Origin of the sequence: Paraburkholderia sp. RL17-368-BIF-A, from assembly GCF_046054045.1 — a bacterium.
Lineage (GTDB): Bacteria > Pseudomonadota > Gammaproteobacteria > Burkholderiales > Burkholderiaceae > Paraburkholderia > Paraburkholderia graminis.
The window spans coordinates 1-26,924 of the sequence record NZ_JARESN010000010.1 but is presented as its reverse complement, the minus strand read 5'-3'; the positions used below and the strand labels follow the sequence as shown (position 1 = coordinate 26,924).

General features: G+C 63.8%; 28 protein-coding genes. 16 read left to right on the top strand and 12 right to left on the bottom strand.

The genetic code is table 11. From position 1 onward, the window contains the following. The first annotated feature begins 113 nt into the window (after positions 1-113). A complete protein-coding gene (locus P0D87_RS18335; protein ID WP_082367161.1) occupies positions 114-1,646 on the top strand; it encodes a carbohydrate porin in 1,533 nt (510 codons plus the stop codon). Positions 1,647-1,728: 82 nt separating this feature from the next. Here the strand turns inward: P0D87_RS18335 and P0D87_RS18330 are convergent, their stop codons facing one another. Continuing rightward, entirely contained in the window at positions 1,729-2,601 is an 873-nt protein-coding gene (locus P0D87_RS18330; protein WP_053860229.1) for a LysR substrate-binding domain-containing protein, read from the bottom strand. 113 nt (positions 2,602-2,714) lie between these two features. On the opposite strand from P0D87_RS18330, the gene P0D87_RS18325 reads away from it, so the two are divergent. Beyond that, positions 2,715-3,647 carry a DMT family transporter gene (locus P0D87_RS18325; protein WP_053860228.1) on the top strand — a complete coding sequence of 311 codons (933 nt, stop codon included), beginning with the start codon at positions 2,715-2,717 and terminating at the stop codon, positions 3,645-3,647. Positions 3,648-3,726: 79 nt separating this feature from the next. On the opposite strand, the gene P0D87_RS18320 is transcribed toward P0D87_RS18325, so the two are convergent. Both P0D87_RS18320 and P0D87_RS18315 read right to left on the bottom strand, forming a co-directional pair. After that, positions 3,727-3,978: a Txe/YoeB family addiction module toxin gene (locus tag P0D87_RS18320; RefSeq protein ID WP_006052375.1), complete on the bottom strand. Its 252-nt coding sequence runs from the start codon at positions 3,976-3,978 to the stop codon at positions 3,727-3,729. A 10-nt stretch (positions 3,979-3,988) separates the two neighbouring features. After that, complete coding sequence (locus P0D87_RS18315) at positions 3,989-4,282, bottom strand: type II toxin-antitoxin system Phd/YefM family antitoxin (protein ID WP_029971804.1); 294 nt, start codon at positions 4,280-4,282, stop codon at positions 3,989-3,991. A gap of 565 nt (positions 4,283-4,847) precedes the next feature. Here P0D87_RS18315 and P0D87_RS18310 point away from each other — a divergent pair. From P0D87_RS18310 to mdcH, 8 genes are read left to right on the top strand one after another with little or no spacing between them, the layout of a single operon-like run. Continuing rightward, positions 4,848-5,624, top strand: coding sequence for a GntR family transcriptional regulator (locus P0D87_RS18310; RefSeq protein WP_006052377.1), 777 nt, complete (start codon positions 4,848-4,850; stop codon positions 5,622-5,624). An 8-nt stretch (positions 5,625-5,632) separates the two neighbouring features. Continuing rightward, positions 5,633-7,294, top strand: coding sequence for a malonate decarboxylase subunit alpha (mdcA, locus tag P0D87_RS18305; protein WP_053860227.1), 1,662 nt, complete (start codon positions 5,633-5,635; stop codon positions 7,292-7,294). Continuing rightward, complete coding sequence (locus P0D87_RS18300) at positions 7,294-8,331, top strand: triphosphoribosyl-dephospho-CoA synthase (protein ID WP_149029241.1); 1,038 nt, start codon at positions 7,294-7,296, stop codon at positions 8,329-8,331. The genes mdcA and P0D87_RS18300 overlap by 1 nt, the downstream gene beginning before the upstream one ends. A gap of 5 nt (positions 8,332-8,336) precedes the next feature. Then, entirely contained in the window at positions 8,337-8,651 is a 315-nt protein-coding gene (locus P0D87_RS18295) for a malonate decarboxylase subunit delta (protein WP_006052380.1), read from the top strand. Further along, the gene (locus P0D87_RS18290; RefSeq protein ID WP_053860226.1) at positions 8,648-9,544 is read left to right on the top strand and encodes a biotin-independent malonate decarboxylase subunit beta; all 897 of its coding nucleotides are present in this window, start codon (positions 8,648-8,650) and stop codon (positions 9,542-9,544) included. The genes P0D87_RS18295 and P0D87_RS18290 overlap by 4 nt, the downstream gene beginning before the upstream one ends. Beyond that, positions 9,541-10,356: a biotin-independent malonate decarboxylase subunit gamma gene (mdcE, locus tag P0D87_RS18285; protein ID WP_053860225.1), complete on the top strand. Its 816-nt coding sequence runs from the start codon at positions 9,541-9,543 to the stop codon at positions 10,354-10,356. Before P0D87_RS18290 ends, mdcE begins: the two co-directional genes overlap by 4 nt. Next, a complete protein-coding gene (locus P0D87_RS18280; RefSeq protein WP_006052383.1) occupies positions 10,356-11,051 on the top strand; it encodes a malonate decarboxylase holo-ACP synthase in 696 nt (231 codons plus the stop codon). Before mdcE ends, P0D87_RS18280 begins: the two co-directional genes overlap by 1 nt. After that, the gene (gene mdcH, locus P0D87_RS18275) at positions 11,051-11,983 is read left to right on the top strand and encodes a malonate decarboxylase subunit epsilon (RefSeq protein ID WP_053860224.1); all 933 of its coding nucleotides are present in this window, start codon (positions 11,051-11,053) and stop codon (positions 11,981-11,983) included. The genes P0D87_RS18280 and mdcH overlap by 1 nt, the downstream gene beginning before the upstream one ends. Positions 11,984-12,010: 27 nt before the next feature. Here the strand turns inward: mdcH and P0D87_RS18270 are convergent, their stop codons facing one another. Then, complete coding sequence (locus tag P0D87_RS18270; RefSeq protein ID WP_053860223.1) at positions 12,011-12,949, bottom strand: LysR family transcriptional regulator; 939 nt, start codon at positions 12,947-12,949, stop codon at positions 12,011-12,013. 198 nt (positions 12,950-13,147) lie between these two features. Between P0D87_RS18270 and P0D87_RS18265 the strand changes: the two genes are divergently transcribed. Next, positions 13,148-13,927, top strand: coding sequence for a putative hydro-lyase (locus P0D87_RS18265; protein WP_053860222.1), 780 nt, complete (start codon positions 13,148-13,150; stop codon positions 13,925-13,927). A gap of 68 nt (positions 13,928-13,995) precedes the next feature. Further along, positions 13,996-15,297, top strand: coding sequence for an MFS transporter (locus P0D87_RS18260; RefSeq protein WP_029971814.1), 1,302 nt, complete (start codon positions 13,996-13,998; stop codon positions 15,295-15,297). A 36-nt stretch (positions 15,298-15,333) separates the two neighbouring features. On the opposite strand, the gene yjfF is transcribed toward P0D87_RS18260, so the two are convergent. From yjfF to P0D87_RS18230, 6 genes are all read right to left on the bottom strand, one after another. Then, positions 15,334-16,431, bottom strand: coding sequence for a galactofuranose ABC transporter, permease protein YjfF (yjfF, locus tag P0D87_RS18255; RefSeq protein WP_053860221.1), 1,098 nt, complete (start codon positions 16,429-16,431; stop codon positions 15,334-15,336). After that, positions 16,428-17,471: an ABC transporter permease gene (locus tag P0D87_RS18250; RefSeq protein ID WP_029971816.1), complete on the bottom strand. Its 1,044-nt coding sequence runs from the start codon at positions 17,469-17,471 to the stop codon at positions 16,428-16,430. The genes yjfF and P0D87_RS18250 overlap by 4 nt, the downstream gene beginning before the upstream one ends. Beyond that, positions 17,468-19,081 carry a sugar ABC transporter ATP-binding protein gene (locus P0D87_RS18245; RefSeq protein WP_053860220.1) on the bottom strand — a complete coding sequence of 538 codons (1,614 nt, stop codon included), beginning with the start codon at positions 19,079-19,081 and terminating at the stop codon, positions 17,468-17,470. The genes P0D87_RS18250 and P0D87_RS18245 overlap by 4 nt, the downstream gene beginning before the upstream one ends. A gap of 298 nt (positions 19,082-19,379) precedes the next feature. Beyond that, positions 19,380-20,366 carry an ABC transporter substrate-binding protein gene (locus P0D87_RS18240; protein ID WP_006053251.1) on the bottom strand — a complete coding sequence of 329 codons (987 nt, stop codon included), beginning with the start codon at positions 20,364-20,366 and terminating at the stop codon, positions 19,380-19,382. Positions 20,367-20,599: 233 nt separating this feature from the next. Next, positions 20,600-20,998, bottom strand: coding sequence for a hypothetical protein (locus tag P0D87_RS18235; RefSeq protein ID WP_408636985.1), 399 nt, complete (start codon positions 20,996-20,998; stop codon positions 20,600-20,602). 11 nt (positions 20,999-21,009) lie between these two features. After that, complete coding sequence (locus P0D87_RS18230; protein ID WP_053860218.1) at positions 21,010-21,624, bottom strand: alpha-ketoglutarate-dependent dioxygenase AlkB family protein; 615 nt, start codon at positions 21,622-21,624, stop codon at positions 21,010-21,012. Between the two features lie 340 nt (positions 21,625-21,964). Here P0D87_RS18230 and P0D87_RS18225 point away from each other — a divergent pair, with 340 nt between their 5' ends. Then, on the top strand, positions 21,965-22,549 hold the full coding sequence (locus P0D87_RS18225) for a malonic semialdehyde reductase (RefSeq protein WP_053860217.1): 585 nt from the start codon (positions 21,965-21,967) through the stop codon (positions 22,547-22,549). Between the two features lie 9 nt (positions 22,550-22,558). On the opposite strand, the gene P0D87_RS18220 is transcribed toward P0D87_RS18225, so the two are convergent. Next, entirely contained in the window at positions 22,559-22,897 is a 339-nt protein-coding gene (locus tag P0D87_RS18220) for a hypothetical protein (protein ID WP_006053255.1), read from the bottom strand. Here P0D87_RS18220 and P0D87_RS18215 point away from each other — a divergent pair. Together P0D87_RS18215 and P0D87_RS18210 are read left to right on the top strand one after the other, a co-directional pair. Beyond that, positions 22,896-23,042, top strand: coding sequence for a hypothetical protein (locus tag P0D87_RS18215; protein ID WP_171800573.1), 147 nt, complete (start codon positions 22,896-22,898; stop codon positions 23,040-23,042). The two genes, P0D87_RS18220 and P0D87_RS18215, sit on opposite strands and share 2 nt — an antisense overlap. Before the next feature lie 270 nt (positions 23,043-23,312). Then, positions 23,313-24,476, top strand: coding sequence for a metallophosphoesterase (locus P0D87_RS18210; protein ID WP_053860846.1), 1,164 nt, complete (start codon positions 23,313-23,315; stop codon positions 24,474-24,476). Between the two features lie 99 nt (positions 24,477-24,575). On the opposite strand, the gene P0D87_RS18205 is transcribed toward P0D87_RS18210, so the two are convergent. Continuing rightward, positions 24,576-25,109 (bottom strand): hypothetical protein, encoded by a 534-nt coding sequence (locus P0D87_RS18205; RefSeq protein WP_029971822.1) that lies wholly within the window; start codon positions 25,107-25,109, stop codon positions 24,576-24,578. A gap of 338 nt (positions 25,110-25,447) precedes the next feature. Between P0D87_RS18205 and P0D87_RS18200 the strand changes: the two genes are divergently transcribed. Beyond that, entirely contained in the window at positions 25,448-25,702 is a 255-nt protein-coding gene (locus P0D87_RS18200; RefSeq protein ID WP_006053258.1) for a GlsB/YeaQ/YmgE family stress response membrane protein, read from the top strand. Positions 25,703-26,924: the final 1,222 nt, after the last annotated feature.

Genomic DNA, 26,924 nt, shown 5'->3' with positions numbered 1-26,924 from the left:
ACGATCACGCCCATTCCGCAAGTCGCGCGAACCGATGCGTCGACGCACGCGTTAAACAGCCATTTAACCGCGCAAAAATGCCCGGCAGTCGATAACAACATTAAAGGCTTTCGATGAAGCTCGCATCCTCCCTTCGACGCGTTGCGCTGCTGCGTGCAGGCCGTGAGTTCGCACGGTCGAGCGGCGCGACCGGCCGGCGCCCGCGCCTTTTTTCGCTGCGCCACGCGGCGTTGTATGTGGCGCTCGCGTGGGCTTCCGTTTGCGGCGCGGCAATGGCGCAAACCAGTTCCGACGCCACGCGCGACGCAAGCGAAGCGAGCGGCGCGGATGCGAACAAAACGCCGGCCAACGAAACCGGTCTCTGGAACCGCGACCAGCTATTCGGCGACATGGGCGGCTTGCGTCCGTGGCTCGGCCAATACGGCGTGACGTTCGCGCTCACGGAAACGAGCGAACTGCTCGGCAACCTGCGCGGCGGACTGGCGCGCGGCGTCGCGTACGACGGCCTGACGACCGCGACCTTGCAACTCGACACCGAAAAAGCCTTCGGCCTGCGAGGCGGCCAGTTCAACGTCAGCGCATTGCAGATTCACGGCCGCAATCTCAGCACCGACAAGCTGGGCACTTTGAACACCGCGAGCGGCATCGAAGCGGATGCCAGCACGCGCCTGTGGGAGCTGTGGTATCAGCAGTCGTTCCTGAACAAACGCGTCGACGTGAAAATCGGTCAGCAGAGTATCGATCAGGAATTCATCTCCAGCACGTACTCGGCGCTATTCATCAACACGATGTTCGGGTGGCCCGCACTGCCCTCGTACGACATGCCGTCGGGCGGCCCCGCGTATCCGCTCGCGGCGCTCGGCGTGCGCGTGCGCGGACAGATCACGCCTTCGTTGACGGCGCTCGGCGGTGTGTTCGACGGCGATCCGCTCGGTAACAACCCGAATAACCGCAGCGGCACGAACTTCAATCTGCATAACGGGACGTTGTTCATCGGCGAGCTGCAGTATGCGATCAATCAACCGGCCGATAGCGACGCCGCCGCGGCGCCAGGCGCAACCCGAGGCGGCCTGCCGGGCACCTACAAGATCGGCGTCTGGTACAACAATGGCCCCTTCGCGGACCCGCGCTACGATAACAACGGTGTGTCGCTCGCGAGTCCTGCGTCCACCGGGGTTGCGGCGAACCATCGCGGCGATTACAGCTTCTATGCGGTGGCCGATCAGACCATCTGGCGGCCGAATCCCGGCGAGGCACGCAGCCTCGGCGTATTCGCGCGCGTCATGGGCGCGCCGGGCGACCGCAACCTCGTGAGCCTCGCGGCGAATCTCGGCGTCGTGCTGAAAGCGCCGTTCGCGGGCCGCGACAACGATAGCGCGGGCCTTGCGCTGACGTACATCAAGATCGGCAGCCACACGCGCGGAATCGATCAGGATAACCTGGCATTTAGCGGCGGCCCGTACGGCGTGCGCACCAGCGAAACCGCGCTCGAAGCAACTTACCAGTATCAGATCGCTCCCTGGTGGATGCTGCAGGCGGATGCGCAATACACGTTCAACGCGGGCGCCGGGCAAAATCCGAACGATCCGACGAAGCCGCTGCGCAACACGTTCGTCGTGGGTGTGCGGACGAATATCGCGTTCTGATGTTTTTGATGTTGCCCGCGCCGCCGTTGTCCGCGCCGCCGCGCGTGAACGGCGCTGCGCCGTGTCACGAAGCCGCCGCCGCTTACGCGCGCGGCTGCGTGCGCAGCGACAGATCCTGCACCATCTGCGCCGCCAGATAATCGCAAGTCGGCCGGTCGGACTTCGCGCTGCGCGCCACCACGATTTCGAGCGGCTCGATATGCGGCAAGCCTTGCGCTTCGCCGAGAATGGCGAGCCGCGACGGCACGCTGCAGCGCGTCAGCGCAACCACCGACAAACCCGCGTCCACGGTGGCGACCAGGCCCATCAGGCTCGCGCTGCTGAAGGCCGCGCGGTAGCGAATCCGCGCGCCGTCGAGCGCGGCCAGCGTATGCTGACGCGCCACACAGCCGGGCTCGTATAAGCCGACCGGCAATGGCGACGCCGCCAGCACCGGGGTATCGACGGAAGCGCCCACCCACACCATCGGCTCGCTGCGCACGAATTCGCCGCGCAGCTTGCGGTCGCGCGTGACGAAGGCAAGGTCGATCTTGTTGTCCGCCAGCATCGGCGCGAGCGACGTGCTCTGCGCGCAGACAATTTCAATTTCGACGTGCGGGTACAGGTTCGAAAAGCGCCGCAATACCGGCGACAACAGCGACGAGACGTAATCGTCCGGGGCACCGAGCACCACGCGGCCGGTCACCTCCGGCCGCACGATCGCGGACCACGCTTCCTCATGCAACGCGAGCACGCGCCTCGCATATTCGAGCAGCGTATTGCCGGGCCGCGTCAACGAAAGATTGCGCGTGTTGCGCGCGAAAAGCGTCGTGCCGAGCATGGTTTCGAGCCGCTTGATCTGCATGCTGACGGCGGCCTGCGAGCGATGCACGGTTGCCGATGCCTTCGTGAAGCTGCCGGTATCCACGACCGCAACGAAGGTGCGCAGCAGATCGACGTCGAATTCCGGGTGCATGATTTATCAATGGCGCTTATGGAATTTCTCAATTTAATTCGTTTGTGCGTGGCCCGCAAGCGGCGCAATACTTCAATGCATCACCCAACGGAGATCTAACGGAGACGCGGCGCATGTCCCTCACCCAACGTCAACAAGGCGCGATCACACTGGCCGGCGGCGGGCTGCTGATGGGCACGCTCGGCGTGTTCGTCGAGGAAGCGCGGCTCGGCGCGCTGACACTGGTGTTTTTCCGCTGCCTGTTCGGCTTTCTGTCGCTGGCCGCGTATTGCGCGTGGAAAGGCTACTTCACGCGCGCGCATTTCACGCGACGCACGCTCACGCTCGCGCTCATCTCGGGTGTGCTGATGGTCACGCAGTGGGTCGGCTTTTTCGATGCGATCCATCGCACCAGCATTGCCGTCGCGACCGTGGTGTTTCATGTGCAGCCGTTCTGGGTCGTGCTGATCGGCGCGGCGCTCTTCAACGAACGGCTCGGCGCGGATCGGCTCGGCTGGATCGCGGCGGCCTTCGGCGGGCTCGTGCTCGCGTCGGGCGTGGCGGCCACGGAAAATCTGCAGGGCCATGCAAGCTACCTGATCGGCATCGGCGAGGCATTGGCCGGCTCGGTGCTCTATGCCAGCGTCACGTTGATCGCCAAAGGGCTCGGCAATTTGCGCCCGCACCTGCTGACGCTGATGCAATGTGCGGTGGGCGTGGTGTGCCTGCCGTTCATCGCGCCGCTCGTTGCACCTTTCGACGCCACGCATATCGAGCCGATGCAATGGTTCTGGATTGTCGGCATGGGCGTGCTGCACACGGGGCTTTCGTACGTGCTGATCTATGGCGCGCTGCCGAAGCTGACCACGCCGATCATCGCGGTGCTGCTGTTCGTCTATCCGCTCACCGCTATTGCCGTCGATGCAATCGTGTACGGCCGCGCGCTTTCATTGGCGCAGTGGGCGGGCATGGCGCTGATCGTGATCGCGAGCCTCGGCGTGAATCTCGGCTGGCCGCTCTTTTCGTTGCTGGGTTCGGGCGGGCGCGCGCGGCGACAGGCCGAGTGAATGGCGCGCGTGCGGCTGGCGATGTCGCTGGTCGCGCAGCGGTCGTTCGGTACTCGCGCAGTACTCGCTCGGTACTCACTCACTGGTCATAGTGAAACCGGCATGCGATCACATAGATCTTCCCGTCTTTCGGCAGATACACGAGCCGATCGGCAAACGTGATGCGGCGCGACCAGAAACCGCTCAGGCTGCCGACGAGCGGCTCCGGTTTTCCCGTGCCGATAAACGGATCGCGCCGGCACTCCTCCAGCAACGCATTGATCTTGCGGACGACCTTGCGATCGGTCTCCTGCCAATACACGTAGTCGTCCCAGGCGTCGTCGGTAAACATAAAGATGCTGTCAGCCTTTGCGGCGTGTTCGTTGCGGCTTTTGTGTCGGTTCATCGGTCAGCAGTTCGCGCGGGGCCGCACCGCCGGCATTCAACTGGGCAATGGATCGCGCGAGCCGCTGGGCATTCTTCGACGAACTCAGCAGGTACAAGGTCTCCTGCATCGCGTTGAAGTCTTCCAGCGACACCATCACCACGTTTTCGCCACTTTGTCTCGTGATGAGCATCGGTGCGTGGTCGCGGCAGACTTCATCCATTGCCTGCTTAAAGCCGGCTCGGGCCTCGCTGTAAGTAAGGACGTTCATGGGTTATCCGGCCTGCGAGGTTGCCCTCCGGCCACTCCTGTCAAAAGTTAGAAAAACGCTTCCGCCGCCGTGCGGATTGCCTGCCCTTGCGGTTGCGGGTCGGGCTGGCGATTTGCGGCTGCCGGTCGAAGCGTGGCGCAAAAGAAAAGACTTGGGGCCACGGCGACCATTGTACAGACCGCTGTACAGCGCGGCAAACATCGAACCGCGGACGAACGCGCCTTCTAACGAACAGCAGCATGCCTCTCCACGACCGCCTGCGCCAGTCGGCCGAATGGCCAGGGGCCACGCCGAGCGGCCCTTTCGCCTTGCTGGACGGTGCTTTGCGCTTGTCTGTGGCGCGAACGAAATCACAAACAGACGAGCGACTAGCGCGAGCGCTGTCAGAGCGAGCGGCAAGCCCATCGCATGCACGCGAAAAGACGCCGCGACAATCAGAAAATTCACGCACTCACCGCTGAGCGGTCCGAACGATGCCGCCCACGAAACGCCCGCGCCGCCCACGCAAAAAATCTCCGGGTTTGCCCGCGTTTAAATACCTCATTTTTGTATATAATATTTGAACATGAGCGACACAACCACCGACCTTCTTCCCTTGGACACCCCCGCGCGCGCCCCGCTGCTGCGGGCGGCCGCACCGCGCGAAAGCACGTCCCGCGTGATCGCCGACGCGTTGCGCGAAGCGATTATCGACGGCACGCTGGCGCCCGGCGCGCCGCTGCGTCAGGACGCGATCGCGCGGCACTTCTCGGTCAGCGCAATTCCGGTGCGCGAGGCTTTGCGCCTGCTCGAAACCGAAGGCTGGGCGAAGGTCGCGGTGCACAAAGGCGCGACGGTCGCGCCGTTGTCGGCGGATGAAGCGCGCGAAATCTACGAGATCCGTTCGGCGCTCGAGAGCCTTGCAATCGGACTCGCCATTCCGAAGCACACGGCCGCCACGTTGCGCGAATGCGCCGCGCTCGGCCGGGCGGCGGAGCGCGAGGCAGACCCGTCGCTCTACGTCGCGCGCAACGCGGCGTTTCACATGAGCCTGTATGCGCCGGCCGCGCGTCCGCAGCTCGAAGACCTGATTCGCGTGCTGCATCGGCGGGGCGAGCGTTACTTGCGCCTGAAGTTCGGCTTGCCGTCCTACAAGGGCGAATCCGACGATGAACACACCGAATTGCTCGACGCCGTGCGGCGCCGCGACGTGCCAGCCGCCCAGGCGCTCGTCGTCGCGCATCTGCTCGGCACGGGCGAACTGCTGCACCGTTTCCTGACCGAACGCGCGCAGGCGGAAGCCGCGCTCGCAAGCCAACCCAAGCCGCGCGGCCGTCCGCCGCGCGCTACTACCGGGAGTTGATTGAGCCGATGAACGCACCCGCCGAAGCACCATCCGCCGCACGTTCGTGGACCACGCGCCGCGACGAAAAAAAGCGCCGCCTCGCGGCCATCGCGCCGTGGCTCGAAGACGGCGTGCTGCCGTCCGCGCGCATCGTCGATGCGCTCGAGACGCTGATCCAGCCCGGCGACCGCGTCGCGCTCGAAGGCGACAACCAGAAGCAGGCCGACTTCCTGTCGCGCTCGCTGGCCAAGGTCGATCCGCAGAAGCTTCACGATCTGCATCTGCTCATCTCGAGCATCAGTCGTCCAGAGCATCTGACGCTGTTCGAGCGCGGCATCGCGCATAAAGTGGATTTTGCGTTTGCCGGGCCGCAAAGCCTGCGCGTCGCGCAACTGCTCGAAGACGGGCAACTGGAGATCGGCGCGATTTATACGTACGTCGAACTGTACGCGCGCATGTTCGTCGACCTCACGCCGCATGTCGCGCTGCTGTGCGCGGAAAAGGCCGACCGTCACGGCAATCTCTACACCGGTCCGAATACCGAGGACACGCCCACCATCGCCGAGGCCGCAGCGTTTCGTCATGGCATCGTGATCGTGCAGGTCAATGAGATCGTCGATGAACTGCCGCGCGTCGATATTCCCGGCTCGTGGGTCGACGTGGTCGTGGAGGCGGACCGCCCCTTTGCCGTCGAACCGCTGTTCACGCGCGATCCGCGCCATATCGGCGACCTCCAGGTGTTGACCGCGATGATGGTGATACGCGGCATCTACGAACCGTACGGCGTTACGTCGCTGAATCACGGCATCGGCTTCGACACTGCGGCCATCGAACTGCTGCTGCCCACTTACGGCGAGTCGCTCGGCCTTAAGGGCAAAATCTGCCGCAACTGGACGCTCAATCCGCATCCCACGATGATTCCCGCGATCGAATCGGGCTGGGTCGACAGCATCCATTGCTTCGGCAGCGAGGTCGGCATGGAGGCGTATATCGAGGCGCGCCCCGACGTGTTCTTCACCGGCAGCGACGGCACGCTGCGCTCGAACCGCGTGCTGTGCCAACTGGCCGGGCAATATGGGGTCGATCTATTCATCGGCTCGACGCTGCAGATCGACGCGGACGCCAATTCGTCGACGGTCACGCGCGGCCGCCTCGCCGGCTTTGGCGGTGCGCCCAACATGGGTCACGATCCGCGCGGCCGGCGTCATTCGAGCGAAGCGTGGCTCAAGCTGCTGAAAGATCAGGGGCCCGTGTCGCGCGGCCAAAAGCTCGTCGTGCAACTGGCCGAGACGTACAAGAAAGGCGGCGAACCGACTTTCGTCGATGAACTCGACGCGGTCGCGGTAGGCGCGAAAAACGGCATGCCGATCGCGCCCGTCATGATCTACGGTGACGACGTGAGCCACGTCGTCACCGAGGAAGGCATCGCGCATCTGCACAAGGCCGAGGGCATCGACGAACGGCGCGCGGCGATTGCCGCGGTCGCCGGCGTGACGCCGATCGGCCTGCGCGCGAAGCCGGAAAAGACGGCGGAGTTGCGCCGGCGCGGCATCGTCGCGTATCCGGAAGATCTCGGCATTCGGCGCGGCGAAGCGAAGCGTTCGCTGCTCGCGGCACGCAGCATCGACGATCTCGTCACCTGGTCGGGCGGTTTGTACGCGCCGCCGGCGCGCTTCAGGAGTTGGTGATGAGAGCCGCTGCTTTGTTGGAGCGCGAAGACGTGCCATGCGTGTCCGCGATAGAGATGCCCGAGCCGCTCGCGCGAGCGTGTGCCTGGACCGAGCGCGGGGACGCGCCGTATGGCCGAGCCACGCAAGCTCTGCATCCGGTCACGACAGCGGCCGCTGCTTCTGACGAACGTGTCGCGAAGCGCGCACAAGACTCATGCCCTGACTCGCAACTTGCCCATTACGCCGTGACCGCGCTGATCGACGAAGCCGAACTCACGCCGAAGCCCGCGCTCGTCGACCGGCGCGGCAGCGGCGCGCATCGCGATCTCGACCTCGCCATCATGCGACGCTCGGCGCACGCGCTCGAGCCGACCTTCGCCGCGCTCGCGCGCACGGCGCGGCGGCGCGGCGAGCCGTCGGCGCTATTGCGCACCGAACTCGCGCAAATCGGCCGCGCGGGCGAGCAGGACATGCTGCGCGCGACCGGCGGCAGCAACGCGCATCGCGGCGCGATCTGGATCGTCGGGCTGCTGGTCGCGGGCGCGTCGTTCGCGGATGCCGCGCTCCGGCTCGACCCCTCGGCGATCTGCCGGCGAGCCGCGCAGATCGCCTGCTTCCCCGATCGCTTCGCAGCCGCCACCGACAGTCACGGCGAACGCGCGCGTCAACGCTATCAGGTCGGCGGCGCGCGCCGCGAGGCGCAGGAAGGCTTCCCGCATGTGATCGCCGTCGGCTTGCCGGCGCTGATCGCGGCACGCGAGCGCGGCATTGCCGAAGATGCCGCGCGCGTCGACGCCCTGCTCTCCATCATGGCCTCGCTCGACGACACCTGCCTGCTGCATCGCGCGGGTCTCGCAGGCTTGCATGCAGGCCAGCACGGCGCGCGGCGCGTGCTGCAAGCCGGCGGCAGTTCGACACGCGCAGGCCGTGACGCACTCGCCGCGCTCGAACGCGACTTGCTGTCGCTCAACGCATCGCCCGGCGGCGCAGCCGATCTGCTCGCCGCCACCCTTTTCCTCGACATGCTGGCGCATCACGACGTCAGCGGGAGCTGAGCCTCATGGAACATCTGACCTTCGACTATCCGGCGCAACGCGCCGTCACGGCCCGCGCGCACGTCGGCGTGGTGGGTTCGGGCGATCTGGAAGTGTTGCTCTCGCCCACCGATAATCCGAACGCGCTCGCTGCACATGTCGTCGTGCGCACGAGCGTCGACGGCTACAGCCATATCTGGAAAAGCGTGCTGGACCGCTTTTTCACCCGCTACGACGGCGCCGCGCAAATCGAAATCAACGACTTCGGCGCGACGCCGGGTGTGGTCGCATTGCGGCTCGCGGAAGCGGTCGAGGCCGCGGAACAGGGAGACGACGCATGAGCACGCCCGCGACTGTGCATGCCGCGCCGCTGCTGCGCGAGAGCTTCATCGAGTTGCCCGCGCGTGAGCGCGCCCGCGCGCTGCTCGACCCAGGCAGCTTCCGCGAACTGCTCGGCCCGTTCGACAGGATCGAATCGCCGTGGCTGCCGCTGCAAGGCGTCGTGTGCCAGGCCGATGACGGCTGCGTGATCGCGCGCGGCACGATCGACGGCGAGCCCGCCGTGATCGCTGCGATCGAGTCCGCGTTCCAGGGCGGCAGCATCGGCGAAGTGTCGGGCAGCAAGATCGCCGCCGCGCTCGAGATGGCGTTGCGCGATTGCGAGCGCGGCAAGATCGTGCGGCCGGTCGTGCTGTTCGAAACCGGCGGCGTGCGGCTTCAGGAAGCCAACCTGGGCCTCGCCGTAATCGCCGAGATGCAGGCGGCCATCGTCGCGCTGCGCCGGCATGTGCCGGTGGTCGGCGTGATCGCGGGCATGGTGGGCTGCTTCGGCGGCATGTCGCTGGCCGCGGCGTTGTGCTCGTATCTGGTCGTGACGAAGCAGGGACGGCTCGGCATGAACGGGCCCGAAGTGATCGAGCAGGAAGCGGGCATCGACGAACTGGATGCGTCCGACCGGCGCCGCGTGTGGCAGTTGATCGGCGGCGAGCAGCGCGTGGCGAGTTCGCTCGCGGACCGGCTCGTGGACGACGACGCCGCGGACGTGCGCGCCGCCGTGCATGCCGCGTTCGTGCAAGGCGTGCCGGCCGCGCATCGCAGCGAACAGGTCGACGCGTTCTTGCAGCGGCTCGCGCGGATCGATCCGGCGAGCGTCACGCCGGAGAGCATGCGCGAGGTCTATGCAGCCGAAGCGACCCACGCGCCACAATCCCAGTCACGCAAGGAGCAAGCATGAGCGACACCTCACTGAGCCGCGGCGCGCGCTGGTTCCATGCGCTCGCCGGCGAATCCCGCAACGCGGCGCCCGTGTGGAGCGCCGACGCGCCGCTCGGCGGCGAAACCGCCCGCTTCATCACGGTCGTGCCCGACGCCGCCAACCGCTTTCCGCGCGCGACCGACAACGTCGTCGGACTCGAACAGGGCTGGCTGCTCGCGCGAGCCGTTCGCGAAGTGATCGCCGACGATGCGGCAAGCGCCACGCGTCGTCCGATCGTCGCGATCGTCGATGTGAAGAGCCAGGCGTACGGCTATCGCGAGGAAATGCTCGGCATTCATCTCGCGTGCGCCGCCGCGGTCGACGCGTATGCGTCGGCCCGCGATGCGGGACATCCGGTGATCGCGCTGATCGTCGGACCGGCGATGTCGGGCGCGTTCCTCGCGCACGGTTATCAGGCCAATCGCATCGTCGCGCTCGACGCGCCCGGCACGATGGTTCACGCGATGGGCAAGGAAGCCGCCGCGCGCGTCACGCGCCGCACGGTCGAGGCGCTCGACGCGCTCGGCGAGACGATCGTGCCGATGTCTTACTCGATGGCCTCGTTCGCGAAGCTCGGTCTGCTCGATCAATTGATCGAAGGTATCGGCGCCGACGCGCCGGACGCCGCGCAGATCGCGCGCGTGCAGCAGGTGTTGTGCGAACAGATCGGCAGTGCGCGCGCCGGCAGCCGCACGCTTGCGCGTCGGCTCGAATCCGCGGCGGCGCAGAAGAACCGCGCGGCGTCCATCGAAGTGCGGCGGCGTCTCGCCGAGCAATGGGATGCCGTGTAATGCCGATCTGCGCCGCGCCGCCGTTTGCAAGCGAGGCCGCTGCGTCGTGCGACGAACGCTGGCGCGCGCATGACTTGCTGCGCTTGCGGCGCCTCGCTGCATTCGACGGCGAACCCGACTGGGTGCGCGATGCGTTCGAGCGCGCGCCGTATGCGGTCGTGCGGCGCGCGCTCGCCGCGCCCGGCTTCGTTGCGATCGGCTTGCGCGGCGCGCAGCGGTCTCAGCGGTACGGCACGTGGGCCGCATCGACGGATATTGTCGAAGCCGTTTCGCCCGAGGCGTTGGTGCGAAACGAGCCCGATGCAACGCGCGCCGCGTTGCCCGCGTTCGTCGCGTTCGCCCGGTTGCAACGGGATGCACAAAGCGCACTCAACGCGCTTGTCTGGGGCCCGACCGGCAGCGTTGGTTTCGAACTCGCCACGCAAACGGCAGCAGTCACGCAATCGAGCGATCTCGATCTATTGATTCGGACACCGGAACGTTTGTCGCGTGAATGCGCGGCGGACTTGCTGAGCTATCTGCAAACGCTCGCGCGCGAAACCGGCATTCGCATCGACGCGCAACTCGAGACACCAGCAGGCGGCGTCGCGCTCGCCGAGTGGGCCGCCGGCAAGCCACGCGTGATGGCGCGTCATGCAAGCGGCCCGCAATTGCTTGCCGATCCGTGGGTCTGCGTTCATCGGACGGAACTCTGATGCTCGCGCTGATCTTCCCAGGCCAGGGCGCGCAGAGCGACGGCTTTCTGCATCGGCTGCCGTCGCATCCCGCCGTGCGCGCAACACTCGATGAGGCGTCCAGCGTGCTAGGCGCCGACGTGCTCACACTCGACACGCCCGATGCGTTGCGCTCGACTGTTGCCGTGCAATGCGGACTGACCGTCGCAGGCGTGGCGATCGCGCGTGCCCTCGCGGATGAAGGACTGACGCCGGACCTGAGCGCCGGTTTGTCGGTGGGCGCGTACCCGGCGGCGGTGAGCTGCGGCGCGCTCCCTTTCCCCGACGCTTTGAAGATGGTCCGCCGCCGCGCGGAACTGATGGAAGCGGCGTATCCATCGGGCTACGGTCTCGCGGCTGTGTCGGGACTGACGGAGCATGAACTCGCCGCGCTCGCCGCACGGCACATCGACGAAGGCGAGCCGCCCGTCTACATCGGCAACGTGAACGCGCCGCGTCAGATCGTGATGGCAGGGGCGAACACCGCGCTCGATAGCTTCATCCACCGCGCTCTGGATGCAGGCGCGCGCAAGGCGACGCGTCTTGCGGTCAGCGTTCCTTCGCATTGCGAACTGCTCGCGCAAGCAAGCGACGAACTCAGCGCGTATGCGCGCACGATTCCGTTTCGCGCGCCGCAAAGCGTGTACATCGGCAATCGCGGCGGCCGTCCGCTGTATACAGCCGATGCGATTCGCGACGATCTCGCGACCAACATGCGCTACACCGTGCGCTGGTTCGACGCGCTCACCGTGATGCAGGAAATGGGTGCGCGCGTCACGATCGAGGCGCCGCCTGGCCAGGTGTTGACCGACATCGCGCGCGAGCATTATCCGGAGATGGCCGCGCTTGCAGCGAGCACGCTTCCGTTTGAACGGCTCGCCGCGACGGCGCGGCGGCGCCTCGAACGCGAGTAGCGAGCCGCGCTTCATGCAGTGCTTGATCTAGCGCTTCTCGATCAACTGCCGCCCCATCGCTTTCGCATACTGATCGCACGCATTACGCGCGACGCGGGCAGCCGCCAGCACGCCGACGTCGGCATCGTCGCGGTAGTACATCGCTACATTGATCGGCGGCGGCAGCGGGCGCACCTGCAAGTGCCCCAGTTCTCCGCTCCCGAGAAACGGCTCGACGAAAAGCGCGGGCACCGCCGCGATGCCATAGCCGTCGCGCAAGAGCTTCACGATGACCGCCACGGAAGGCATGCACGTCACCTGCGTCTCGGCAAACGGCACGCCGGCACGGCGCGCAAGCGTCTGCACGATAGCCTCGACGGCGATTTGCGGCGCGGTGCCGCGGCCGAACGTCAGCACCGGCTTGCTCAACAGCGTGTCGGCATGCTTCGCGCGAGTCGCGGGGATGAGGTCGCTGCGCGCGATCCAGCGCACCGGATAACTCGCGAGCAGCGCGGATACGATCGACGTCTCCAACTCTCCCACTTCTTCCACCTGAATCACGAGATCGAGTTCGCCCGCGCGCAGACGAGGGCCGAGCACCGCGCTTGAATCCACGGTCAAGTCCACGACGATGCGGTGGTACTCGAGGTTCAGCATGCGAATGTAGTCGGGCAGCCAGCTATGCACGACGGTTTCGATCACACCGAGGCGCAGACGCGTCGCCAATTGCGTTTCGTCCTGCGCGGCGAGTTGCAGCGAGCGCGTGGCCTGCACGACCGAGCGCGCGTGCGCGAGCAGACGCTCGCCGTTTGCCGTGAGCTTGAACTCGGGCGCGTCGCGCTCGATCAATTCGACGCCAAGCTCGGATTCCAGCGCCTTGATACGCAACGAAATCGCGGCGGGCGTGGCGTGCATCGCGGTCGCCGTCGCGCGAAAACTGCCGAGCCGCGCGAGCGTGAGAAACGTTTCGACGAAGCGGGTATTCATTGCATGAGATCTCGCGATAACGAATGAGGCGCGAATGAGACGCGAATGAGGCATACGATCATCGCCGGAAAACGGGTCGCGCCGCCGTTAAGTTTAATTTAACGAAACGCAAGAAAAACTCGATGGATCGATATTTTTGACGTTACTAATCTGGAACGCATCAGAAGGCCAGTCCCGTCAATTCCAGTCGAGCAGTTCATGTCCTACACGCCATCCGAGTTTCGCCAGCAAGTACGCAGTGGCCGCCTGTCCGGTCCCACCGCGGGTTATTGCGGCGACTATGCGCAAGCCAATCTCGCCATTCTTCCGCAGCAATACGCTGGCGATTTCCTGCGTTTTTGCACGCTCAACCCGAAGGCGTGTCCGTTGCTCGGCATCGGCGAACCGGGCGCGTGGCGCGTGCCCGCACTCGGCGCGGATCTCGACATTCGCAACGACGTGCCGGCGTTCTATGTGTATCGCCACGGCGAATGCGCGGAGGACGTGCGCAGCCTCGATGAACTCTGGCGCGACGACCTCGTCGTGTTCGCGATCGGCTGCTCGTTTTCATTCGAGGAAATGCTGCGGCGTGAAGGCATCGGTCTGCGTCATATCGAACAGCAGGTCAATGTGCCGATGTATCGAACGCGCGAGCCCAATGTGCGCGCCGGCGTGTTCGGCGGCAATCGCGTTGTTTCCATGCGTCCGATGAAAGCCGCCGACGCCATCCGCGCGATTCAGATCACGAGCCGCTTTCCTGCTGTGCACGGCGCGCCGGTCCATATCGGCGATGCGTCGTTGATCGGCATTCGCGATCTGTCGCGGCCCGATTTCGGCGATGCGGTCGACGTGCGCGACGACGAACTGCCTGTGTTCTGGGCGTGCGGCGTCACACCGCAAGCCGCGATAGAAAGCGCGCGCTTGCCGTTTGCGATCGCGCACAAGCCGGGGCACATGCTCGTCACCGACATCCTCAACACCACGCTCGCCGTAATCTAGCGCGGCGCTATTTTCATCCGCAAGCCGCGCGCGAAGACGCGGTCCATCACGACGACCGGAGTTCAAGCATGGAAACCGAAGCGCAGTTGACCGCGGACGCCGAGCGCTACGGCGCGTCCGACGCGGGGAAAGGCCCGTTCGCATGGTATCGGCGGATCTCCGCGGCCGAGAAGCGTGCGTTCTGGAGTTGCAAGATCGGCTACGTGCTCGACGCAATGGACACGCAGTTCCTGAGCTTCGTGATTCCGACACTGATCGCGACGTGGGGCATCACGCGCGGCGACGCGGGACTGATCGGCACCGTCACGCTGCTGAGTTCCGCGGTGGGCGGATGGGCAGCGGGCGTACTGTCCGATCGCGTCGGACGAGTGAAGACCTTGCAGATCACGATCCTCTGGTTCGCCGTTTTCACGCTGGCGTGCGCGCTCGCGCAGAACTTCTCACAGTTGCTGTGGGCGCGAGGATTGATGGGGCTCGGCTTCGGCGGCGAATGGACGGCAGGCGCCGTGCTGATCGGCGAAGTGATTCGCGCACGCGACCGCGGCAAGGCGGTCGGGCTCGTGCAGGCGGGATGGGCGATTGGCTGGGGCGTGTCGACGCTGCTCTTCATGGCCGTCTTCTCGCTCGTTCCCGCCGACTACGCGTGGCGCGTGCTGTTCGCGATCGGCATCGCGCCTGCGCCGTTCGTGATCTGGATTCGCCGCTTCGTCGAAGAACCGGAGGTGCATCGGCGGCAGAAAGAGGCGCAGGATGCGGCGCAGGCGCGTCCTGCGCTGCTCGATATTTTCCGCGGCGACATCGTCTGGACGACATTGCGCGCGTCCATTCTCGCGACGGGTGTGCAAGGCGGCTACTACGCGGTGACGACGTGGCTGCCGACGTATCTGAAGACGGAGCGGCACCTGAGCGTGATCGGCACCGGCAGTTATCTTGGCGTCGTGATCGTCGGATCGTATTGCGGGTATCTGACGGGTGCGTATGTGAGCGACCGTATTGGCCGCAAGCGCGCGTTCATTGCGTTCGCCCTCGCTTCGTGCGCGATTGCATCGATCTACACGCAGCTTCCGCTAGATAACTTCTCGATGCTGATGCTCGGCTTCCCGCTCGGGTTCTGCGCGTCCGGTATTTTTTCAGGCATGGGTGCGTTCCTGACCGAACTGTTTCCTACGCGCATTCGCGGTTCGGGCCAGGGCTTTTGCTACAACTTCGGCCGCGCTGTCGGTGCGACCTTCCCGTTCCTGATCGGCTACGTGTCGCAAACGATGACGCTCGGCCACGCAATCGGCGCATTCGCGGCGGCGGCCTATGGAATCGTGATTCTCGCCGCGCTTACGCTGCCGGAAACGCGAGGCCGGGCGCTCGACGACTAAAAAAGCGCGCCCCTGCCACCCTCTTTAGTGCGAGGCTCAAGCCTGTTCGGGCGCGCGGCCTATCACATGCGAGTCGGTTGCTGCCGACGCTTCTCCATGCGCGCGTTCGCGTCCCGACGTGACGACCGCGCCGGTGCCGCCGGGACGCCGCACTGACTTCGCATGCCGTTCGATCAGCCGCTGCAGCAGGCAGAAAGCGCACAGCAGCGCGCCGATCACGATGCGGGTCCACCAGGAACTGAGCGTGCCGTCGAACGTAATCAGCGTCTGGATGGTGCCCAGAATGCCGACGCCGAACAGCGATCCGACCACATAGCCGACGCCGCCCGTCAGCAGCGTTCCGCCGATCACGGTCGCGGCAATCGCGTCGAGTTCCATGCCCTGCCCTTGCAAGCCGTAGCCGGACAGCACATAGAACGTGAACACCGCGCCACCGAGCGCCGAGCAGAAGCCGCTCAGCGCATACACGCCGATGCGCGTGTGCGCGACCGGCAAGCCCATCAATAGCGCGGAGCGGGCATTGCCGCCCACCGCGTACACATTGCGGCCAAAGCGCGTGAAGTGCGCGATAAAAATGGCGCCGACGAGCGCGACGAACGCGATTAGCACGTTCGCGGTCACGGAGCCGACGCCGATATCGAGCCGGAAGGCGGAGATCGCGTGGAAAGTCGGATCGGTGATCGTGATCGACTGCGTGGTGATCAGGAAACACAAGCCGCGCGCGAAGAACATGCCGGCGAGCGTCACGATAAACGCCTGCAAACGAAAGAAGTGAATCAGCGCGCCCTGCACGGCGCCGAACACGGTGCCCATCAGAAGAACGATCGGCAGAATGATCCATACCGACAGATGCAGCCGCTCGGACAATACCGCTTCTACAATCGTAGTGAGCGCAACGACGGAACCGACGGACAGATCGATCCCGCCCGACACGATCACGAACGTCATGCCGATGGCGACAATCAGCAGGAACGCGTTATCCACCAGTAGATCGAGCAGCACCTGCCACGAGAAAAAGCCGGTGTACATGACCGAGCCGAAGCCGAACAGCGCGCAGAACAGCAGGATCGTAACCGCGATGGGCAAGGTGCGCGGATCGACGATATGCGCCCACGCTGCGAACAATCGTCTCATCGTGCCACCCCGCGTTGCTTGATAATCTGCATCCCGAACGAAACCGCGAGCGCTCGCGCAGCCGGCGACTGAATAACGCTCACCGCCAGCACGACCGCTGCCTTGACGACCAGCGTCGCTTCTGGCGGCACGCCGATCGAATACGTCGTGTACGTTAGCGTCTGAATGATCAGCGCCCCGAGCACCGTGCCTGCGAGACTAAAGCGGCCGCCGAGCAGCGACGTGCCGCCGAGCGTCACCGCGAGAATCGCGTCGAGCTCCAGGAGCAGGCCGGCGTTGTTGCCGTCGGCGCTGCGCACGTTCGAGCTGATGAGAATGCCCGCCATTGCCGCCGTCAATCCCGAGAATCCATACACCGCAAAAACCAGCGCTTTCGAGCGCAAGCCAACAAGGCGAGTCGCCACCGGATTCACACCGATGGCGCGGATAAAGAGCCCCAGCGCCGTTCCCTCGACGAGCGCCGCGGTAGCCAGCACAGCGAGCGTCGCAATCCACACCGAGCATGGCACGCCCAGCCAGTATCCGCCGCCGACAAACAGATAGCCCGGCGCGCCGATCGGAATGATTTGCCCTGCTGTAAGTAGTTGCGCGATGCCGCGTCCCGCGACCATCAGAATCAACGTTGCGATGATCGGCTGCATACCGACAAACGACACGAGCACGCCGTTCCACATGCCGCTCAGCACGCCGACGATCAACGCCGCGAGCAACGCCTGAGCGATCAGGCCGCCCGTCGGCACCGGTTGCGTGGCGAGGATCGTCGCGGCCGCCGCGCCTGCGATAGCCACTACTGCGCCGACCGAAATGTCGATGCCGCGCGTCGCGATGACGAGCGTCATGCCCGTTGCGACGAGCACGAGCGGAGCCGCACGATTCAGCACGTCGATTGGCGCGCCGAACAGATGGCCGTCGAGCATACGCAATGACAGAAAGTGCGGATTGACCCAGAGATTGAGCGCGCACAACAACGCCAACGTCACGCATGGCCAGATCAACGGACGCTCGACGCCGTCACGCGCGAGCCAGTTCGATAGCTTCATTCGCCGCTCCCCGCGATGAGTCGGTAGATATTGTCTTCGTTCGATGCCGTGCCTTTGACTTCCGCAATTTTGCGGCGGTCGCGCAGCACGGCTACCCGATGACTGACGCGCAGCACTTCACTGATCTCCGACGAAATGAACAGAATGCTCAGGCCGTTCCCACACAGTGCGAGCAGGCGATCCATGATGTCGAATTTCGCGGCGACGTCGATGCCGCGTGTGGGCTCGTCCAGAATCAGGAGCTTCGGATCGGTCGCAAGCCAGCGCGCAAGCAGCGCTTTTTGCTGGTTGCCGCCGGACAGCAGACCGATAGGCTGCTCCGCGTCCGAAGCCTTGATGCCGAGCCGCTCGATCCACAGATCGGCCAGCTCGCGCGCGCGCTGACGGTTGATCTTGCGCCACCAGCCACGCCTCGCCTGCAACGCGAGAAGGATGTTCTCGCGGATCGACAGGTCGGCGACGATGCCCTCTTTCTTGCGATCTTCGGCGCAGTACGCAATGCCGTGGCGCACCGCATCGTGCGGGGATCGCAGGCGCACCGGCTTGCCGTCGACGAGCATCGTGCCGCTGTCGGCACGGTCTGCGCCGAACAGCAGCCGCGCGGTTTCCGTACGCCCCGAGCCGAGCAACCCGGCGAGTCCGAGTATCTGACCGCGCTGCACGTCGAGGTCGATTGGCTGCAAAGTGCCGCGCTTGCCGAGGCCGCGTAGTTCGATAAACGGCGGCGCGCTGTGATCGTCTTGCGTGTCGTCGCTGTGATCGCACGCTTCGTGAGCGGCTTCGCGCAGCCGCTCGCTCATGCGCTCGTGACCGACCATCTTCGAGACGAGCAGATCGGCGGGCAAATCGCGCGCGAGATATTCGCCCTCGCGTTCGCCGTTGCGCATCACCGTGATGCGATCGGAAATGGCATACGTCTGCTCGATGAAGTGCGTGACGAACAGAATGGCAATACCCGATTGCTTAAGATGCCGAAGTATTTTGAAGAGTTGCGCGACCTCGCTGTCGTCGAGGCTCGACGTGGGCTCGTCGAGGATCAGCACACGGGCATCGACGGAAAGCGCTCTGGCGATCGCCACCATCTGCTGGACCGCGATCGGATAAGCGTCGAGCGAGCGTGTGACGTCGAGCGTGATGTCGAGGCGCGCAAGCGCGGCTTGTGCGCGGCGCTTGATGTCGGGCCAGTCGATCGCGCCGAAGCGCCGCGGCTGCCGGCCCGCAAAAATGTTTTCCGCGACCGACAGGTTCGGGCACAGATTCACTTCCTGGTAAAGCGTGCGCACGCCTGCCGCCTCGGCTTCCTGCGGCGACGCGAAGGCCACGACTTCGCCTGCGAGACGGATCGTGCCGGAGTCGGGCGCGAGGACGCCTGTCAGCACATTGATCAGCGTCGATTTGCCGGCGCCGTTCTGTCCCATCAACGTATGGACTTCGCCGGGGAAAAGCCGGAAATCGACGCCCTGCAGCGCCTTCACGCCAGGGAATGTCTTCGTGACGCCGGTTGTTTCGAGAATCGGCTCGTGCGCGTCGCCGTGGTCGGCGGACGCAGCGGCGGCGGACCTTGTCGTGCTCGTGGCCGGCGGTTTGGGTTCGGAAGCGGGATGCGTCATAGACCTCGCTCGAGCGGCGGTGCGTGGGTGGCTGGTGCCTGCGTGCCGTGGTGCCTGTGTGCCGTGGTGGCTTCATGAGGCACGTTTCGACATCGGGTGAAAAGAGACCGTCCGCTGCCCAAGCAATCGGACGGTCAGGCACCGCTGGAGAAACGTTACGTGCTGGTTTGGCTGTGTGCGTTTGCTGGTTGCTTCTTCTTGCTTGTTTCGCTTGCTGCTCGTTGCTTGTTGCTGCGTTATTGCCCGCTGACGCAGCTTGCAAGCAAGTGTGTTTGCAAGGATGCCTAACTACTTTTCCCTAGTACTTTCGCGTCGGCAAGGTCTGCGCTGCGACGCTCATCGGGAACACGGTCTCTTCCGTCAGGATGCGCTTCGGCAAAGGCTTGCCGGCCACTACGTCCTTGACCGCCGACATCAGTTGCGGTCCGAGCAGCGGGCTGCACTCCACGTCGACATTCATCTTGCCTGCGGCCATGGCCTGGAAGCCGCCCTTGGTTGCATCGAACGAAACGACCACGACGTCCTTGCCCGGATGCATGCCCGCCTCTTCCATCGCCTGGATTGCGCCGAGCGCCATGTCGTCGTTATGCGCATAAACCACGTTGATCTTGTTGCCGTAGCTCTTGATAAACGCTTCCATCACCTGCTTGCCGCCGGCCAAGGTGAAGTCGCCGCTTTGCGACGCAATGATCTTGAACTTCGGATCGCTCTTGATGACTTCGATCAGGCCGGCGTGCCGGTCATTCGCCGGCGCGGAGCCGACCGTTCCCTGCAATTCGGCGATGTTGACGGGACCCTGTGCGTCCTTATAGTGATCGGCGAGCCATTTGCCGCCGCGGCGTCCCTCTTCCAGGAAGTCGGAGCCGATCATCGTCACGTACAGCGAGGTATCCTTGACGTCGATGTTGCGGTCCGTCAGGATCACCGGAATCTTCGCGGCCTTCGCCTCACGCAGCACCGGTTCCCAGCCGGACTCGACGACCGGCGAGAAGGCGATCACATCGACTTTTTGCGCGATATACGAGCGGATCGCCTTGATCTGGTTTTCCTGCTTTTGTTGCGCGTCGGAGAATTTGAGTTTGATCTTGGCGTCGGTTGCCGCGGATTTCACCGACTCGGTATTGGCGGTCCGCCATGCGCTTTCCGCGCCGACCTGCGCGAAACCCAGCGTGATCTGTTTGTCCTGCGCGTGTGCGCCGGGGGTTGCCAGCGTCAGCGCGCCGACACCCGCGCACAGCGCGAGCGCACCCAACGCACGACATGCGGCGCGTCGTGTATTCGCCATGACTGTCTCCTGATCGTTGTTGTGTAGGCGATCCATCGAATCCGACAGGCCGTTGCGGCCGCCGCGAAGCGTGGATCGTGATGTAGCGTAGTGTGCCGGGCGTTAACAGTCCAATCATATGATTCGCGGGAGCAATATCAATTTTGGTATAGACGGGGATGGGGGCTGTGCGGGTGTGCGCGGTAGTTGACGTGGTGGTTACGGCTTGGGGGTCGGCTGGTCGTTGCTGGTTTTTATGCGCTTACATTGGCGAGTCGAGCCGTGCGTCGCCTGGTTGGCAGGTCGCAGGGTGAAGTTGAGATGGGTGGTTCGGGTGCCTGCCGTGCGTCGAGGCGCGTCGGTGCATTTGCGTCGGCATGCGTCAGGGTGCGGGCTGTGTTGGGTCCGCTTGCAGTCGGGTTGCCGGGGGTCTGCCGGGGGTCTGCGGCGGGTCTGCCGTAGGTCTTGCCGTAGGTCTTGCCGTAGGTCTTGCCGTAGGTCTTGCCGTAGGTCTTGCCGTAGGTCTTGCCGTAGGTCTTGCCGTAGGTCTTGCCGTAGGTCTTGCCGTAGGTCTTGCCGTAGGTCTGCCGTGGGTCTGCCGTGGGTCTGCCTGCGGCGGGTCCGGTCCCGGCGAAGAACTTGCAGGTGCACATCGCCGCTGGATTTAGCCGCGCGACGGTCTGCCGGCCCGCGTATGAGGCGCAACCCACCGGAAAGTCAAATTAATGCGTTCGCCGACAACCCGTGGCTCTTTCGGCACCCGATGCCGCCATTCCGCCTGTGTCTTGCCCTTCATGACCAGCAAGCTGCCGCCTTTGAGCGAGAACGACTGGACGGCGCCGGTCTTGTTGTGCCGCAAGTCGAATGTGCGTGCCGCGCCCAAGCTCACCGATGCAATTACCGGTTCCGGTCCCAGTTCCGGCTCGCGGTCGGCATGCCAGCCCATGCTGTCCGCGCCGCTTCGGTAGCGGTTGAGCAGGACGCTGTTGAATCGGGCTCCGCAAGCCGCCTCAGCATCGGCCTTCAGTTCGGCGACGGCTGCTGTCCACGGTTGAGGTTCGTTACGGATACCGGAATAGACATACACAGCGTCGGCGTCGCCCTGCCATGCCGTCAGCCGCGGCAGCGCGACGCGACCGCCGGGCGTGCCCATGGTGTCCTGCCGCCATTCCACTTCGACGATGAGTCGCGCGGGGAACTGCTCGGCCGTTTCGGGCGCCAGCCAGTCGGGATACCAGTCGACGTCGGGAGCCGGAAGATCATTGAAAAGATCCGTCATGTTTGTGTGTGCGAGCGCAGCGCGGCGGTAGAACGTTGGCTATTATGGCTGCAATGGCCGTTAGGAGTTTCGCGGCATCGTGGCGGCTTCACGGCAGTCTTGTCGCGGCTTTACTGCGGCTTCGTTGTGGTCTCTTGCCACTTCACCGCAGCTTCGTTGTGGCTTCGTTGCGCTACTGTCGCTGCTCGACTGCGGCCGCCTGCGGCTTCGGTTCCCGCCTGCTGGCGCTATTAGTGCGCGTTGCGGATGCGTCTATGGCGCCGCCTGCCGAAGTTTTCATTCCGCAGACTTCTTCCCGCCAACGCGCTTCCAGTATCGGTTCCTTGAGTGGACAACCATCATGACTCTTTCGGATCAAGCACTCGACCAACTGTTCCGCCAAGCGCGCACGCACAACGCCTGGCAGCCGAAACCCGTCGATGACGCGCTGCTCGGTCAACTTCTCGAACTCACGCTGCTCGGCCCCACATCGGCCAACTCGAGCCCGGGCCGTTTCGTCTTTGTGAAAAGCGCGGCGGCCAAGGAGAAGCTGCGGCCGGCAATGTCAGCCGGCAATGTCGATAAAACAATGGCGGCACCGGTTACGGCGATTGTCGCAATGGACATGGCGTTCTATGAGCATCTGCCTAAGCTTTTCCCGCACGCCGACGCTCGGAGCTGGTTCGCTGGTAACGACAAGGCGATCGCCGAAACCGCATTTCGCAACTCGACGCTGCAGGGCGGCTACCTGATTCTGGCGGCCCGCGCGCTCGGCCTCGACACTGGCCCAATGTCAGGCTTTGACGCGGCGAAAGTGGACGAGGCGTTTTTCGCGGGCACGACAGTGAGGTCGAACTTCCTGGTCAACCTCGGCTACGGCGATGCGTCGACTCTGTTTCCGCGCAGCCCGCGCTTCAGCTTTGACGAAGCCGCGCGGATAGAGTGAAGCGCCGCTTTAGCTGAAGATCGCGATGTAGAACACCACCACGCCGATCACTGCGCCGACAAAGCAGAAATTCTCTTCTGTGCCGTCGCCATTCGAACGGAGCCACGCGCCGACCACGCCGAAAAGCCCCGCGATACCGAGCGCGACGCATAGCATGACGATGTAGAAGAGCGCGCTCTTGCCTAGTTCGGAGAAGTCGACGTTGCGCACGCCGAGATACAAACCCAACGCCATCACCGATATGCCAACGAGAGGGAGCATGACATGGCTGCCCTCATATCCAACGTGATGCGCGCGGTGCGCAGAGTCCCCGTGATGAAAACGATGGCCTGATCCGAGCAGTTTCATGATCGCCTCCCGCCTCGCCGTTCCAGGCGATAACAACAATCGAGCCGGGCCGCTGTTTGGTCAGTCGATTTGGCAGCGGCTCTTGATGCCGACCGGCTCACTTCCAGAATACTCCACCCGCATCGGCAATTCAAAGCCCATTTAATTAGGGTTATCCGGGAACTTGCGGACCTTCTAGACACGCCAGAGACCCTGGATTGAGCACGCCCGTTGCATGTCTCAACAGCACTGCTGCGCAGCAATACAAGCTGGCGTCGCTTTGCACGCTCAGTGTTTTTGCGGCCGTCTGCGCACGAGCGCGCATGCCGGTAGAATGGCCTTCGCCCTAGCCTTGGTCGCTAGCCGCGTCGCTACGGCAACTGGCCGCCGCCGTTCGGCTCATGCTCGCCGGCTCTTACCCGCCCTCACCTTCCCTATGCGCCGCTCATCGTTTCTTGTACGCCTCATCTTTATTGGCATTCTGCTGCACATCTATGTGGGCTTCCGCCTGATCCCCGACATGCCGGTGAGCATCACTGTCCGCTGGCTATCGGGGTTGTGGCTTGTGCTGTCCGTCTTTGTGATTCCACTGGGCATGCTCGCGCGCACCATCAAACAGCAGCCGCTGGGCGATCGGCTAGCGTGGGTCGGCTTGCTGGCGATGGGTTTCTTCTCCTCGCTGCTCGTGCTGACGTTTGTGCGCGACCTGACCCTCGCCTCACTCATGACCGTGGACGCGATGCGGCCTGGCACGATCCCTCTCGAACGTTGGCGAACCGGCACTGCGGCAGCTGTGCCATTGCTTGCATTACTGTCGACGCTGATCGGCCTCTTTAACGCCCGCCGTCGCGCAAGAGTCGTGACAATCGAGGTCCCGATCGACGACTTGCCCGCTGCCCTTGACGGCTTCACCATCGTTCAGATCAGCGACATTCATGTGGGCCCAACCATCAAACGGCGCTATGTCGACGCTATCGTCGACGCAGTGAATCGTCTGAAGCCTGACCTCATAGCCGTAACGGGCGATGTCGTAGACGGCAGCGTGCCGCAGTTGACTCACCACACCCAGCCGCTCTCGCGGTTGACTGCGCGTCACGGCGCATACCTTGTTACAGGCAACCACGAGTACTACGCGGGAGCCAATGCATGGATCGACGAGTTCCGTCGGCTCGGACTCCACGTGCTACTGAACGAGCATGTGGTGGTCGAGCACGACGGCGCCCGCGCCATAATTGCCGGCGTGACCGACTATTCAGCCGGCCATTATGATCCCCTTCACCGCAGTGACCCAATGGCCGCAATCGCGGACGCACCAGGCGACGTGCTGATCAAGGTACTTCTCGCCCACCAGCCACGGTCCGCCGAAGCAGCCGCTGAAGCGGGCTTTACACTGCAGCTCTCAGGTCATACACACGGTGGTCAGTTCTTCCCGTGGAATTTTTTTGTGCGGTTTCAGCAACCCTTCACCGCCGGCCTCGCTCGCCTGAACGGGCTGTGGGTGTACACGAGTCGCGGCACCGGCTATTGGGGACCGCCAAAACGGCTCGGCGCACCATCAGAAATCACACGATTGCGCCTTGTGCCCGGCCAGCCAGACTAAGGCAGGAATCTAGCGAAGGCGACTGTGACGCTGAAAGGACTACGCCTTTTTTTGTTGGGACGCCAGTCAATCGCTATGGACGCAACATGAATATGCGCTTTACTGCACGGGCGCCACGGCGACACTGACTTGCGGCGCGAACGCGACCAACACCTGCATCCCCGGCGTTACATTGACGAGTTTTGCCGGGTCGCGGCCCTGAATGTGGAACACGGCTCCGTTCGGCCCTTTCAATGCCATGACACCGGACGCGTGGTCAATCGCCTGGACTTCTGCACTGACATTCTGTTCCGGTTTCGCTTGCCCGATCGACGCCGCAACAGCGGCCGCGCCCTGTCCATCAGCACCGCGCGTAACGCTGATCACGGCATTGCGCATCATGCGGATATGGACTTTGCCGCCTTGAGCTATTCGCGCAAGATCTCGCGTATCCGTAATATCGAACGACGCCTCGCCACCCTGCGGGTCGCGCACAGTCACTGAATGCCTTGCGTGGTCGACGGATTTCACCACGCCCTCGGCCTGCAACGTGCTGCTCCCTTCAAACGGCGCGGGTAGCCCTGCAGCGAACGACGCAAAGGAAGCTGCGGCGACGAACGCACCAGCAACGATCCCAAGAGCTTTACGTTTCATACATTCCTCATTGACGTGAACGGACTCGAACCGGCGCCGTGGTGCCAACCGGTATCGTGCGCCGAGGCTTAGAACGTTACCGCGCGCGCAGATACGGGTGTTTCGGATAGTGTGTTTTTAATGATGGCGGACGTCAACGTTTGGACTCCGTATCGTCTTGTCGATTGGTCTGCATCGACCATGGAAATTTCCCAGAGACGCCGGTACACGTTTGGTCTACAGCTGGCTTACAAGACATTGAGACAATGTTAATTCTGTATCCTGAATATGGACTGCCCAGGAAGCTTCGACTAAGCTCTGTCACCGCGCATTGTTCACTTAACTATGGAGTCTCGATTATGGAACACAGCATCATTGCATGGCTTATCATCGGCGCGATCGCAGGCTGGCTTGCTGGCGTGCTCGTTAAAGGTGGTGGGTTCGGGCTTATCGTCGACATCATCGTCGGGATCGTTGGCGCGTTCGTCGGCGGTTGGCTCGCCCGCGTGCTGCACATCTCGCTCGGGAGCGGCTGGATCGGTTCGATCATCACCGCAGTAATCGGCGCAGTCATTCTGCTGTTTATCATCCGGCTCGTCCGACGAGGCAGCTGAGTTCAGCGTGAGCCTCTCCGGCGTCAGCGGCAATGCCGCTGGCGTCGGTCTCGCGCTCTTTTCACCGGCCTTGCGCTTTTTGTAGCGGTCTCGAGCTTGCACCGCTTTGCGGCCGGTTACACCTTTCCTTCGCTGCGTCGGCAACATTGATTACTGCTTGCCGCAGCCGCCTATGCCAGCGTAAAGCAAGTTGCAGCCGATGCGGGTGGTCCTCCGCTCTCTGCGCATCTTGCAGCACTAACGACATATCTTCCGATATTGCTGATGCGCTCTGTCTTGAATATCGGGCATGACGCGTCTGCGCGGCGCGAGGTTTCGCAGTCGTCGTTGCGATTGAGTCGACGTCGCGTTAGTCATGTCGACGATGCAGAGCCTCCAGCACTAAGTTCAGAATGCGACTGCGTTCGCAAATGACTTCGTCGCAAACATGACGCGTCCCTTATCGCCTTAAAGATCGCGTCGCCCGTGGGTGTCATTCATCTATGCGTGCCACTCGTACGTGTGGCTTTTGTCCGGTTGCGACCGGACAAAAGCCACTGAATGACTTGCGGACGATTGTTGAGCTCGCGTGGCGTAGCAGGAAGCGACGGCTGTGACGCTCGAGTTCGCTCAACACTAATGCGTAAAACGCAGCCGGGAAAACTCTATCGGCTCCGGATGGCGAGCTTAAGCTTGCCGACATGCTTGTGTTCAACGGTCTAAGGCGCGCCGCGCTATTTCCAATAGTTCTCGATGGCGCAAAGACGCACGTAGACGATGCACCTATGCTATATCCACCATCGTACTGATCCCCGGCTGGAATCGCTGCAAAAGTCGAGTGGAATTGCGCGAACGTGCAGTCCTGAATTTGTCACTTGCGGCACCGTATCACCGCTTTTGTGAAGCCTCATCGAGGCTGCAGTGCTTTGGGACTATCTGGCCGAGGCCGGCGATTCGCCTCGCGATAATACCGCTATGCAGCGTGGTAGCGGCATACAACCGATATTCACTGAGTTATGAACTCGCGGAAAATCGAAGTCATACTGACAAAGACTGGCGACTCGTGGGCGGCTAACGGCCGCATTCGGTTGGCTGGAGCTGACCGGCTATGCGGGCGCTCTGCGCATGGGCGGGCCGTGACGGCGCTCCGTATTTTGCCGCCCTTTGTTCCGCCGTTTATTCCGCGCTGTAAACGCAGAAACCCCACCTTTGCGGGGTGGGGTTTCTGACACTGCTGGGGAGC